11 protein-coding genes are annotated in these 12,577 nt (G+C 66.3%); 3 read left to right on the top strand and 8 right to left on the bottom strand.

The features are described from left to right. Nucleotide 1: 1 nt before the first annotated feature. From LT974_RS05305 to LT974_RS05275, 7 genes are all read right to left on the bottom strand, one after another. The gene (locus LT974_RS05305; RefSeq protein ID WP_232589650.1) at nt 2–979 is read right to left on the bottom strand and encodes a plastocyanin/azurin family copper-binding protein; all 978 of its coding nucleotides are present in this window, start codon (nt 977–979) and stop codon (nt 2–4) included. A gap of 4 nt (nt 980–983) precedes the next feature. After that, entirely contained in the window at nt 984–1,133 is a 150-nt protein-coding gene (locus tag LT974_RS05300) for a hypothetical protein (protein ID WP_230888577.1), read from the bottom strand. Between the two features lie 106 nt (nt 1,134–1,239). Continuing rightward, nucleotides 1,240–1,656 carry an SRPBCC family protein gene (locus LT974_RS05295; RefSeq protein ID WP_232589649.1) on the bottom strand — a complete coding sequence of 139 codons (417 nt, stop codon included), beginning with the start codon at nt 1,654–1,656 and terminating at the stop codon, nt 1,240–1,242. Nucleotides 1,657–1,716: 60 nt separating this feature from the next. Then, entirely contained in the window at nt 1,717–3,810 is a 2,094-nt protein-coding gene (gene nasA, locus LT974_RS05290; RefSeq protein ID WP_269785448.1) for an assimilatory nitrate reductase NasA, read from the bottom strand. A gap of 87 nt (nt 3,811–3,897) precedes the next feature. Continuing rightward, a complete protein-coding gene (locus LT974_RS05285; protein WP_232589648.1) occupies nt 3,898–5,721 on the bottom strand; it encodes a nitrite/sulfite reductase in 1,824 nt (607 codons plus the stop codon). Between the two features lie 176 nt (nt 5,722–5,897). Further along, nucleotides 5,898–6,479, bottom strand: coding sequence for a molybdenum cofactor guanylyltransferase (locus LT974_RS05280; protein WP_232589647.1), 582 nt, complete (start codon nt 6,477–6,479; stop codon nt 5,898–5,900). Beyond that, nucleotides 6,479–7,798, bottom strand: coding sequence for an MFS transporter (locus LT974_RS05275; protein ID WP_232589645.1), 1,320 nt, complete (start codon nt 7,796–7,798; stop codon nt 6,479–6,481). The genes LT974_RS05280 and LT974_RS05275 overlap by 1 nt, the downstream gene beginning before the upstream one ends. A 1,524-nt stretch (nt 7,799–9,322) precedes the next feature. Here LT974_RS05275 and LT974_RS05270 point away from each other — a divergent pair. From LT974_RS05270 to LT974_RS05260, 3 genes are all read left to right on the top strand, one after another. Further along, nucleotides 9,323–9,700, top strand: a complete 378-nt coding sequence (locus tag LT974_RS05270; protein ID WP_232589644.1) for a DUF5805 domain-containing protein — start codon at nt 9,323–9,325, stop codon at nt 9,698–9,700. Then, nucleotides 9,697–10,743, top strand: coding sequence for a tyrosine-type recombinase/integrase (locus tag LT974_RS05265; RefSeq protein ID WP_232589643.1), 1,047 nt, complete (start codon nt 9,697–9,699; stop codon nt 10,741–10,743). Before LT974_RS05270 ends, LT974_RS05265 begins: the two co-directional genes overlap by 4 nt. A gap of 231 nt (nt 10,744–10,974) precedes the next feature. Continuing rightward, nucleotides 10,975–12,258, top strand: a complete 1,284-nt coding sequence (locus LT974_RS05260; RefSeq protein ID WP_232589642.1) for a twin-arginine translocation signal domain-containing protein — start codon at nt 10,975–10,977, stop codon at nt 12,256–12,258. On the opposite strand, the gene LT974_RS05255 is transcribed toward LT974_RS05260, so the two are convergent. Then, complete coding sequence (locus LT974_RS05255; RefSeq protein ID WP_232589641.1) at nt 12,259–12,564, bottom strand: putative quinol monooxygenase; 306 nt, start codon at nt 12,562–12,564, stop codon at nt 12,259–12,261. Between the last annotated feature and the right edge of the window lie 13 nt (nt 12,565–12,577).

Raw genomic sequence — 12,577 nt, 5'->3', positions numbered from 1 at the left:
CTCAGACCACCTCCACGACGCCCTTCATCCCCATGGCGACGTGGGGCTCGCAGTAGTACTCGTAGACGCCCTGCTCGTCGAACGTGAACGACTCACTGTACCCCTCGTTTTCGAAGGACTCGACGCCCTGCCAGCCCGCGCCGTCGGGCTGGGACTCCACGAGGACGTTGTGGTTGTCCGACACCCACTCGAAGGTCACCATCGTCCCCGACGACACCTGGACCGCCGTCGGCGCGAACGCGTACGGCCCGCCGTTGTCGTCTGCCCCGACCTCGACGGTGACCTCGCTCTGGTCGGTGGCGTCGGTCGGCTCGCCGTCGAAATCTGTCGCGCCGCCGCGCGCGTCGCTCGTGAACCAGCCGTCGTAGGCAGCGTTCGAGGTCTCGCTGCCGCCGCTGCCGGTCTCGACGGGCTCGTGGTCCTGCACGACGAACGTCCCGTGCATCGAGCGGTGGCCGACACCGCAGAACTCGTTGCAGACGACGTGGTAGGTGCCCGTCTCGTCGAAGGACATCTCCACGACCCACTCGTAGCCCGGGAGAATCTGGAGTGAAATCTGCTTGCTGAGGTTCCCTTCCGGGCGTACCCCGAAGCCGTGCTGGACGTCGTAGGAGCCGAGGTGGAACTTGTACGTCTCGCCCGGTCGCAGGACGACCGGGAGGCCGTCCCACGCCCACTGGAGCGCGCCGACGTAGACGTCGTTGCCGTCCGGCACGAGCAGTTCCTCGCCGTCGACTTCCAGCGTGCCCGCCGCCTCCTTGAACGACTGGACCTTCTGCCGGAAGCGCTCCGTGCTCACCTCGTAGGTCTGCCCGGTCTGGTTCTGTTCGCCGACCTGCGTCCAGCCGAGCATCCAGCCGAACATCGACACCGCCCACGCGCCCGAGACGCCCAGCCAGATGGACTCCCGGCGGTTGACTGACTGGTTCCACCAGTGGCCCTCCGGCGACTCCAGCGGGGAGTGGTCGTCGTTGCCCATCGTGTCACCCCGCGGGAACGGTGAAAATGTCGATTACACCCCACAGGACGTACGACACCATGAAGTACAGGATGGCCGCGCCCGCCAGCAGCCACTCGCTGTCGAGCAGTTGCTGGGGCCACGGCGCGCTCCCGTCGTTCGCGTCACCCGACATAGTGGAGCGTCGTGACGCACCCTCGGAGGAAGTTGTCCCGAACGAGTTCGTCCGGGTTCCCAGTAGTTGATAATGCGGGTTCTTCGTTCGGCGTCGGGAACGAAAGTTAGGCCTCTGCCTCTAGCCAGTCCAGTTGCGCGTTCAGTTCCTTGCGGCGCTGCCGCTTAATGACCGTCGCGTCGAGGACGTCACCGACGAGCGGGACGTCGAGCGCGAACTCTGTGTGCGCCGTGACTTCGGCCTCGTCGCCGCCCGCGCGTGGTTCGACGGTGTACGTCGTCCACATCTCCTCGAAGATGCCGTCGCGTTGCTCGTGGGCGACGTCCGCGCCCTCGCGTTCGACGGCGACGAGTTCCAGTTCGATTTCCGCGAGACCCACTTGGTTAGCCACGCGAATCGTCTCCCCGTCGACTGCCACGTCGTCGAACCCGGCGGACTCGACGAACGCTTCCACGTCCGCCATCGCGTCCCGGACGGCGTCGGGTGGCGCTGCGATGTACCGCGTCTCCGTAACCTCGTTCATGGAGTGGCGTTCGCGGCGCTGCCAAAAGCAGATTGCCCACGCTCCCAGCCCGCGGGAACGTCAGTCGTCGGCGGGCGCCTCCGCGTCCCCAAGCGTGCCCGCGACCGCCTCGTCGGTGACCGGCCGCACGCGCACCGCGCACTGCTTGAAGTTCGGCTCGTCCGAGCGGGGGTCGGTCTCGGGGAGCGTCAGCGCGTTCGTCTCCGGGTGGTGAATCGGCAGCCAGACGAGGCCCGTGGGCACGGCATCGTCGACCTCCACGCGGACGGGGACGTTCGCGCGGCGAGATTCGACGACCGCGACGTCGGCGTCCGCCGAGATGTCGGCGGCTTCGATGGTCTCGGGGTTGATTCGCGCGAGCGGGTTCGCTGGCGCGTCCTCGCCCCGTGAGCGCACGCCCGTGTTGTAACCGTCCGCCTCGCGGGCGGTCGTCAGCGTCAGCGGGTACGTCTCGTTGGTCGGCTCCGGGAGGCCCTCGTGGCGTCCCGTGGAGAACCGGGCTTTCCCGGAGGGCGTCGGGAACGACCAATCGCCGTCGTCGTAGTAGCGGTAGCCGCCCTCCGAGACGGCGTCCGGCGCGGGCCACCTGACCGCTTGCTGGTCGTCGAGGCGCGCGTAACTGATGCCCGAGAGGTCCGCCAGCGTGCCCGCGGTGAGCGCCGCGAGTTCGTCGAAGATGTCCCGGGGGTCGGGGTCGCCGAGGAGTCCGGGCACGAGCAGCTCGCCGATGGTCGTGATGATGTCGAGGTCGGTGCGGACGTCCGGCACGAGGTCCGACGCTGGCCGGATGCGGGAGACGCGGCGCTCCATGTTCACCGCCGTCCCCGAGGACTCGCCCCACGTCGCCGCCGGCAACACGACGTCCGCGAGTTCCGTGGTCTCGGTGTGGAAGGCGTCCTGCGCGACGAGGAACGCGTCTTCGAGGTGTTCGCGCGCTGCGGAGGCGTCCGGCAGGCCCGCCGCGGGGTTCGTCGCGACCGTCCAGACAACCTCGACCGGCCCGTCGTCGATGGCGTTCACGAGGCCGACCGGCCCCGGTCCGGGGTCGTCGGGGAGCCGTTCGACCGGGACGTTCCACGCCTCTGCGACGACCTGACGCTCGTCCGGGTCCGTGAACGACCGCATTCCCGGCCACGAGCCCTTCGAGGAACACACGCGCGTGCCCATCGAATTCGCCTGCCCGGTCAGCGAGAACGGCCCGGTACCGGGACCGAGGTTCCCGGTCGCGAGACAGAGGTCCACGAGCGCGCCCGCCGTCTCCGTCCCCTGTGTGCTCTGGTTGACGCCCATCCCCCAGTAGACGAGCGTCTCCTCCTGGAAGGCGTCAGCGAGTTTGTCCACCGTCTCCATATCGACATCGGCAGTCGCTGCTGCCGCCTTCGGGTCCGGGAGGTCGCCGCGTAACTCCTCGAACCCCGTCGTCGCCTCCTCGACGAACTCCTCGTCGACGTCGCCGCGTTCGACGACGCGAGCGAGCACGGCCCGCGCGAGCGCGAGGTCCGTCCCCGGTTCGAGCGCGACGTGTTCGTCGGCTCCCTGGGCGGTCTTCGTGCCGACCGGGTCCACGACTACGAGTTCGCTGTCGTCGGCGGTCGCGCTCTCGGAGATCCAGCGGAACATCACCGGGTGGGCGACCGCCGGGTTCGCGCCCCAGACGACGTGCGTCTTCGCGTCCTCGATGTCGTCGTACGTGCACGGCGGCGCGTCGCTGCCGAACGCGTCGTAGTAGGCGGTGACCGCGCTCGCCATGCAGAGCGTGGTGTTGGCGTCGTAGTAGCGCGTGCCGAACCCGCCGCGTGCGAGTTTGCCGAGCGCGTACGCCGCCTCGTTGGTCTGCTGGCCGCTCCCGAGCACGGCGACGCTGTCGTGGTCGCGGTCGAGGGCTGCCCCGAACTCGTTGGCGATGTGCGAGAGCGCCACGTCCCACGTCGTCGGCTGGAGGTCGCCGTCCATCCGTACGAGTGGGCGCGTCAACCACGTGCCCTCGGGGGATTTCGTCTCCTCGACGCCGCGCGAGCACGCCAGCCCGCGGTTGACGGGGTGAGTGACGTCACCGCGCACCGTCCCGATGCCGTAGCCGGCGTCCACGCGGTCGGTCAGGTGGCCGCAGCCGACCGCACACCGCATGCACGTGGTCTGGACCGGCTCACTCACGCGTCGTCCACCTCGGCGGAGTGGTCGGTGTTCGCCGGGAACAGTTCGGGGGCGACGTCCATCGGCGCCGTCGACACCGTCGCGTCGTCAGTCATCGCTCTCGGTGGCCAGCGGCGTGCCGTCTGGGGCGGTCGGTGCCGGACTGTCTCCCTCCGCGAACGGGTACCAGGACTGCTTGGCGTCGTAGAGGCAGGGGTCGGTGTACCCCTCGACTTCCTCGGGTTCCGCGAGTTCGACGATAGTCTCGTGGCCGGTCGCCTCCACCCACTCGCGGAACGTCTGGCCGTCCTCGCGGAGCGCGGCGAACGCCCGCACGAGGTTCGCAATCATTCCCGGGAGTTCGTCGGCGGGAACGCGCTGGCGCACCCAGTCGATGAACGTCGGCTCCTCGCCGACGCCGCCGCCGACGCCGACGTCGACAGCTTCGACCATCTCGCCGTCCTTGCGTGCGCGCATCCCCTGCAGGCCGATGTCCGCGGTCATCGCCTGCCCGCAGTCCGCGGTGCAGCCCGAGAAGTGCATCTTGATGCGGTCGACGTCGTCGGGGACCTCGACGTTGTCCCCGAGCCAGCGCAGCAACCGCGCCATCCGCGCCTTCGTCTCCGTGAGCGCGAGCGAGCAGAACTCCGTGCCCGTGCAGGCCATCGCGCCCTGCTCGAAGGGGTTGGGCTCGGGCTCGTGTTTGTCCAGCAGCGGCTCCGCGAGCAGGTCGTCGAGGTCCTCGTCCGCGACGTCCGTGATGATGGGGTTCTGCCGGCGCGTCAAGCGGACTTCCCCGCTGCCGTACTCGTCGGCGAGGTCCGCAAGTTCGATTGCTTCGTCGGCGCGCAGCCGCCCGAGGGCGACGCTGATTCCGACGTAGTTCTGCCCGTCCGTCTGGTCGTAGACGCCGACGTGGTCGTGTGCGCCGCGCTCGGACGGCTTGCCGGCGTTGTACGTGTACTCGCCGCGGAAGTCGGTGCCCGCGGATTCGAGGTCGAAATCCAGGCGCTCGTCGAGCGCCTCGCGAATCTCGTCGGTGCCCCACTCGTCGACGAAGAAGCGCCCGCGGTTCTTCGAGCGGTTCTCGCGGTTGCCCTCCTCGTGGTACAGTTCGACGAACGCGCGAACGGTGTCGTAGGCCTGGTCGCGCGTGACGAAGATGTCCAGCGGGCGTGCGGCGCGAGGCTCGCGGCCGCCGAGCCCGCCGCCGGCGCGGACGTTGAAGCCCTCGACCTCCTCCCCATTATCGGGAATCTGTGATTCCCGATTGCTCGATGAGCTCTGCTCATCGGTGTCGACGAATTTGTGCGCGGGTTCGAGGCCGATGTCGTTGAGCGCGTCCTGCGCGCAGCCCTGCCGGCAGCCCGTCACCGAGATGTTGAACTTCCGGGGCATGTTCGCGAGGTCGTCGTCCCCGCGGATGCCGTCCTGAATCTCGTCCAGGAGTTCGCGGCTCTCGACGTACTCCTCTGCTTTCCCGGCGACCGGACAGCCCGAGATGTTGCGCATCGTGTCCCCGCCCGCCGAGCGCGAGGAGACGCCGACGGCTTCGAGTTTCTCCCAGATTTCGGGGATGTCCTCGAGTTTGAGCCAGTGCAGTTGGATGGACTGGCGGGTCGTGAGGTCGATCCACCCGTTCCCGAATTCGGGGTTCTCGGCGGGCCCCTGCGCGTAGTCGCGGGCGACCTCGCCGATGGCCCGGAGTTGGTCGGGTTCGAGGACGCCGCCGCAGTTGGTCAACCGCATCATGAAGTAGCTCTCCTGGCCGCCGCGCTGGTGGAACACCCCCCAGAACTTGAACCGGGAGAACCACTCGTCGTGTTCCTCCTCGGGAATCGCCTCCCAACCGCGCTCGGCGAACTCCTCGAGCCGTGCTCTGACTTCGTCACCGTACTGCTCGGCCTTCCACTCTTCTTTCTTGTGTGCCATCGTGGTTTGTGTTTGGGCTTGTTTTCCGGAAATATCCGGACAACCGTCGCGTCTAGTACAGTCAGATGAGTCTCTCGTCTAGATAATAAAGGTCATCGTTGAAAAAGTCAAATTACGGTATGTGTATGCAGACGAACGTCAGAATCTAAAGGACCTTATACAGATATATTTGCCACCTACCCGCCGAGTGCCCCACGTACGCCCACTAAATCACCCTTCGTGTTGACGTTCGTGAACGGGTCTTCCGAGGCGACGTCGACGACCACTGGGTCGAGGCGCGCGAGCGCCTCGGCCAGCCGACGCGACCCGCTCGCGAGCGTCCGGTCGCACGCGAACCGCGCCGCGTGGCGGCCGTAGACGGCGTGCAGCGGCTGGAGGTGGCCGTCTGCACGCGGGACCGCGGCGGTGTCCGCACGCTCGAAGAGTCGCTCGAACAACTCCGGGTCGGCCAGCGGCATGTCACAGGCGACGACGGCGACCGCGTCGCCGCGCGCGACCCGGAGCCCGGTCCGCATTCCCGCAACGGGGCCCTCGTCGGGAATCGGGTCGACGGCCAGCCGATAGTCGAGGCCGTCGAGGGCCTCTGTAATCGCAGCGCGCTGCTCGTCCCGGCAATTCACGACGAGCTCGTCGGTGACACTGTCGACTCGCTCGGCGACGCGGCGCACCATCGGTTGTTCGTCGACGGCGGCGACGGACTTGTCCGCCTCGCCGAAGCGCGTCGAGTGGCCGCCCGCGAGCACGAGCCCCGTCCGCATCAGTCGTCACCCGGCGCTTCGACCGCCGACGACGTCGAGTCGCCGAAGCCGGCCTCGTTGGCGACGCTCGCGATTCTCGGCTGGAACACCCACGCGGTCAACACCAGGATGGGAATCATCGACGCCGCGACCACCGAGTAGCCCGTGTGGAGGTTCGGCATGAACTGCGCCGAGTACACCAGCGGGTAGACGATGCCGCCGATGGTGCCGACGCCGCCGACGACGCCCGCGACCGCCCCCGAACTGTTCGGGAACATCGCGGGCACCTGTGCGAAGATGGCGCCTTCCGCGAACGCACAACCCATCCCGACGAGGAACCCCGCGCCGACCGCGAGCAACACCTCGCCCGACATTCCGGCGAGCGTCATCCCGAACATCGCGACGACGACGAACGACATCGCCGTGAACGTCCACTGCTCGCGGTAGTGGCCCGTGAAGAACGGGAGGATGTTACGCTCGGCGCGCGCCAGCCGGTCGCTGACGTAGCCGCCGATGGGCCGCAGCAGGCCTGCCGCGACGGAGAACGTCGCCGCGAACGTGCTCGCGAGCACGAGGTTGTTCGTGTCGAATCCCTCGCGGTAGTAGGTCGCGAGCCAGCCGTTCATCGACAGTTCGAGGCCGAACGTCATCACGTACGCGAGCGCGAGGACGAGCGTCCCGTACCGGGTGGCGGTGTGCACCCAGCCCCCGAAGCTCGCGCTGTCCTTGGTCGCCTGGCGTTTCTCCTCGCTCTTGGCGGCCTCCCCGAGCGTGAAGTACGTCACCCCGAGCAGAATCGAGACGATGCCCGTGTAGAAGAACGCCGCCCGCCAGTTCGTCGAGAACAGCGGGCCGTTCCAGTTCGTCCCGAACACGCGCGGGAGAATGAGCGCGCCACCCGCAGCGCCAGCGTTCCCGACGCCCGCGTAGATGCCCTCCGCGAGCCCGAGGTTCTCCTCCTCGAACCACTCCGCGACGTGCTGGATGCCGACGACGAACGTGATGCCCGCCGTCGCGACGATGAGGCGCTCGACGAAGAACACCTCGTAGGACTGCGCGAACGCCGACGCGATGGAGAACACGCCGACGTACCCCAACACGATGGCGAACACCGACGGCGCGCCGAATTTGTCCGAGAGCCAGCCGGTCAGCGCGCGCCCGAACGGTGCCAGCCAGATGTTCGCGCTGGCGAGCAGGCCGATCTCCGCCAGCGACAGCCCGAACTCGTTGGCCATCGGCTCCGTGAACGGCGCGAACGAGAACCAGATGAGAAACGAGAAGTTGAACCCGATGGTCGCGAGCAACAGCGTCCGGTACTTGGTCATCCGTATCAGCGCCATGCTACCCCCTCAGTTTCACCCGAACGTCCAACAAATTCGATTTCGCTAAACCGTTCGTCCACTGATTCTACGCTACCCTGGATGTGAGGCCACATCGATACGCGAAAATCGAGCGCTACCAACCACATTAACCTACGCGTTGACGTTTAGGCGATAATATCGTGTTCTGACTAGTGTGCGACCAGTATTAGGATGGATACCACCACATTAAGGAGTTTGAACGGGCACTTGTCGGCGGGAAAAGAGTACGAATGCCGAATACGTTCGGCTCCCGTGGTTCGAAAACGGCCGCGCTTCGGCGAACCGCTGCGTGGTCGCTACGCGGACGCGTCGAGCGCTGATTCGCGATAACGACTGTGTTAGCGCTCGTGCTGACTGGATTCGGTGGCGGCGACGGGTGGCTTTCGAACCCAGAATTGATATAGCGAAATAGAATTTATTCGTTCGGCGTGCGGGGCACGAGAAACCGGCGCGTCGACGAACGTGCTATCAAGTGGCACGAAATCGCCGCTGAATAGATGCGAGAGCGCGTTCGGTCGTCGACATCATCGTAGCCAGTCATTTCGATACCCTCCGCTAACTCCAGGCACAGCCGACGAAAGAACGAGTTTCGGGTAGGAGTGTGCCCGTGCGAGTCGGCCTGTGTTCGAGCAATCGAAGCGTAGCACGCGGGGATGCGAGGTCCCGAGACCCTCCCTGCGTAGCCCCGGTCTATACTTCCGTTTTCGAGGGGCTCGACGAACCTCAGTAGATTTCCGTCTTCGAGACGGCGTGACAGCGGCTTTTCCATATACGCCAGCGAGAATCGTTCCATCTGGCGGTCTCCCTCCTCGTGAACCGGGCGACGGAGAAGCAACGAGGTCGCTGCTGCTGCGCGTGATAGAGTCTCGTCGTCGCCACTCGATGGAGTGACGCCTCACTCGTCGATTCGGTACCTTAGCGCGTCGAAAGCGACGTGGCGCGCACTCCGGGCTATCCATCAGAACTACTCGCTCCTCGAACGAGGTCTCGAACGACTCCACAGGTTAGTGCGCTTCTCGATGTGGGGAGCTGAACTCGTACGGTCGACTCTAATCGCAGCAATCCAACGTCCCCCGAACGTGTATTCCTCCTGGACTGAGCTAGGTCAGATTCGTGACGAGATTCGTTCCGACGGGTCGAACAGTCGTTCGAGAACGAGTTCCGACTGAGCGCGGACCGAGTGATTGTGAGCGAGTTCTTCAATCAGCACCGGCTGTATCGAAGCCGTTCGATTCGACGACGCGAGGGAAAACGACGACTACTGCGAGAGGATTCGACTCGGTTGCTCGCGAGTGATCGGAGAACCGAAACGACGGTGAATTCTATATCACGGAAATAAGCACCACCCACCAAAAGCAAATATCGTTCTAACCGGTTCTTTGGCTCTGCAAATCATTCAAAGTAGTACTGTATTTACCCCTTATAGGGTGCTGTTTCAGACGATAAGGCACCTTATCTGTGTGTGGGGGAACACTGAAGTTGCCGGGCGGAAATGCGGGGAGTATGACTGGTGACGACCGCGCGGTCGCGAAGACGTACGTGCCGACCGAGCAGAAATCGGCGTGGAGCGAGCACGCCGACGAGCTCGACATGTCCCAGAGCGAGTACCTGCGGACGATGGTGCAGGCCGGGCGACGAGGGTTCCTGGACGACCACGAGGAAGGTGGTTCTGGGGACGCTACCCCTGGGGGGAGCGGCCTCGAAAACCGGGTTCTCGAATCGGTGTCCGCGGCGGACGTCGTGTCGTGGGACCGACTCGTCGAGGAACTCTCGGGTGACTTCGAGGACCGCCTCGACGACGCGGTGCAGTCGCTGGTCGAGGGCGGGAAGATTCGCCACGACCCGCGGCAGGGTGGCTACGTCCGTCAGGAGGACCGATGAGCGAGCGGTCTGTCGACGCCGGGCGCGGCCACGACGCCGAGGACCCGATCGAGTACTTCCTCGAAGACATGGCCTACCACGGGAAGTCCGAGCGCACACGAGAGGCGTACGGCCGCGTCCTCCGGGAGTTCGAGGCGTTCCTCGCGGAGACCGGGACCGAGCCCGCGGAGGCCGACCGTCGGGATTGCCTGGCGTGGGTACACGAACTCCGCGGCGACCACGCCGACAGCACCGTCGCGACGTACGCCTCGTATCTCAATCGGTTCTACGGCTACATGACCCAGGTCGGGGAGTTCGACGGCAACCCGATGACGCTGGTCACCCAGGAGATGGACGAGGCCATCGACACGGACCCGACTCGCCGCGAGGTCTCGATAGCCCAGATGCGGTCGTTCGTGGCCGGAATCACGCACCCGCTGGAGCGAGCGGTCGTCCTCACACTGCTGAAAACCGGGCTGCGCGTGGGCGAGCTCTGCAATCTCGACATCCGTGATCTCGCTCTGGACGCGCCCGCGGTCGAGGCTGCCTACAACCTCGGGACGCGCGCGCAACTGGACGGGCGGCTGGACACGCTGTTCGTCGACCCGGACGTGAGCCGTGGCGAGATGACGAACGCCGAGGAGCGGACGGCGTCGAACAAGCGCAAGCGCGCGACGCTCGTCCCCGTAGACGGGGAGTTGAGGGGCGCACTCGTGCGCTGGCTGGCGATTCGCCCGGACACGCCGTCGCCGGCGGAGCCACTGTTCGCGAGCACGCGGGACGCGTGGGGCCAGCGACTCACGCCGGAGATGGTGCGGTCGTTCGTCCGCGAGCACGCCGAGCGCGCGGGCTGGTACCGCAGCGGTGCTGACGCCGCCGAGAACGTCACGCCCCACTACTTCCGTCACTTCTTCACGACACACCTCCGGGACCGCACCGGTGACCGCGGCATCGTGAAGTATCTCCGCGGCGACGTTGCCGACGACATCATCGACACGTACACCCACAACTGGGGCGATCGGGTCCGCGAGGTCTACCTCGCGAACGTGTACTCGCTGACGTGACGTTGGAACGGCAATACGTAAATTGCATGTTGATATATCGAATGGGGGTGAGGAACGTGGTCGTCTTTTCGACGAAATCGTCCACAAATAGCACTTTAGCGGCCTGCTGGCGCACTTCTCCGCGAGCGGTCTACAATCGCTCGGGACCGTCGTCCACTTCCTGAGCCGCGCGCCCGGCTCGAAATGCAGTAACGACAACACCCAAGCCGCGGCGGACCGAATCCACGCCGAATGCCGTCCTCCGACTGGTCGCGCCGCGACGTGCTGAAGGCTGCCGTCGCTACCGGCTCGACGGCCGCCCTCGCTGCGTGTCTGGACCTCGAACCCGACAAGAGGCCGCTGCGTGGCTCCCCCGCGTCGAAGCCGGCGCGCCAGCACGCGTGGAACGACCACGTGCGCGCCGACAACCACGGAAACGTCGAACTGCCGCGCCACCAGACGCTCCTCTACCTCTCGTTGGACCGCGACGGGCAGCCCACGGAATCCGACCGCGAGACCGTCGAACGCGCGCTCGCCGTGCTCGACGAGGCCTACGAGTGGTCCAGCGACGGCCTGCTGTTCTCGGTGGCGTACTCGCCGGCGTACTTCGAGCGCTTCGACAGCGCGCTGTCGGGCGTCGACCTCCCGCAGCCGGAGCCGTTGTCGCCGTTCGAGGACCCGGTCTTCGACACACAGGACGTGCTCGTCCACCTCGCCAGCGACCGCGCAGACGTTGTGCTCGAAGCCGAACACGCGCTCACGGGGGGAAACGACGAAGCCAACGGTGTTGGCGTCGATGCGGCGCTGATTGACGTACTCTCGGTCGATTCGCGGCGGACGGGCTTCGTCGGCGCGGGGATGCCCGCCGAGCACCAGGACGCCGCCGGCATCCCAGGCTCGAAGCCGGTACCAGAGAAGTCGCCGCTGTTCATGGGGTTCACCGCGGGCTTCCGCGAGAATCAGGCGACCGAGGACTACGTCACCATCCAGTCAGGGCCATTCGCGGGCGGCACCACGAAAGTCGTCTCGAACCTCCGCCAGCGCCTCGACGACTGGTACGGCGAGCAGAACTACGACGAGCGCGTGATGGAACTGTTCAGCCCCGGCCACGCGGCCGACGGCTTCGTGGAGGGCGTCGGGAACAACCTCGGCGCGAACAGCCGCGTGGACGACTACGTCGACGACGTCGAGGACCACGCCCACGAGCACGGCCGCGTCGGGCACGCGCAGAAAGCCGCCCGTGCGAATCGCGACAGCGATGGGAACGTGCGCGTGCTCCGGCGCCACTTCGAATCCACGGACGACATCGGCTCCGACCGCGCCGTCGCGAGCCTCCACTTCCCGTCGCTCCAGCGCGAGATTTCGACGTTCGAGGACGTGCGTCGCGCGATGAACGGCACGGACGTGACGGAGGTGACGCCGGCCGTCCGGCAGCGCGTCAACAACGGACTCTTGGAGTACATTTTCGTGCGCCGGCGCGGCTACTTCCTCGTGCCGCCGCGGGCGTTGCGCGCGCTCCCCGAACCTTCCCCGTGACTACAGGTCGAGTTCGGTGGCGTCGCTGACGTCGAATTTCAGGATTTCCGGTTCGCCTGCGAGCAAGTCCGGGAGTTCTTCTTCGAATCGCTGGAAGTGCTCGCTGTTCTCGTGGGCTTCGACGGCGGCTTCGTCCTCGTACTGCTCGAAGAATCGAATCCGGTTCTCGTCCTGAACGTCGACGGCCGCCCGGTAGTCGACGACGCCGTCCTCGCGGTTCGACTCCTCGACGAGGTGGTCGGCGAGGTCGAGGGCGTCCTCGCGGCGCGCCGGGTCGATGGGGAAGGTCGCGTGGAGTACAATCATGCGTGCCCGGATA

This window comes from Halobacterium noricense (genome assembly GCF_021233435.1).
Lineage (GTDB): Archaea > Halobacteriota > Halobacteria > Halobacteriales > Halobacteriaceae > Halobacterium > Halobacterium noricense.
Note: the sequence above shows the minus strand (reverse complement) of the source record. Positions and strands in the feature narration are given on the sequence as shown.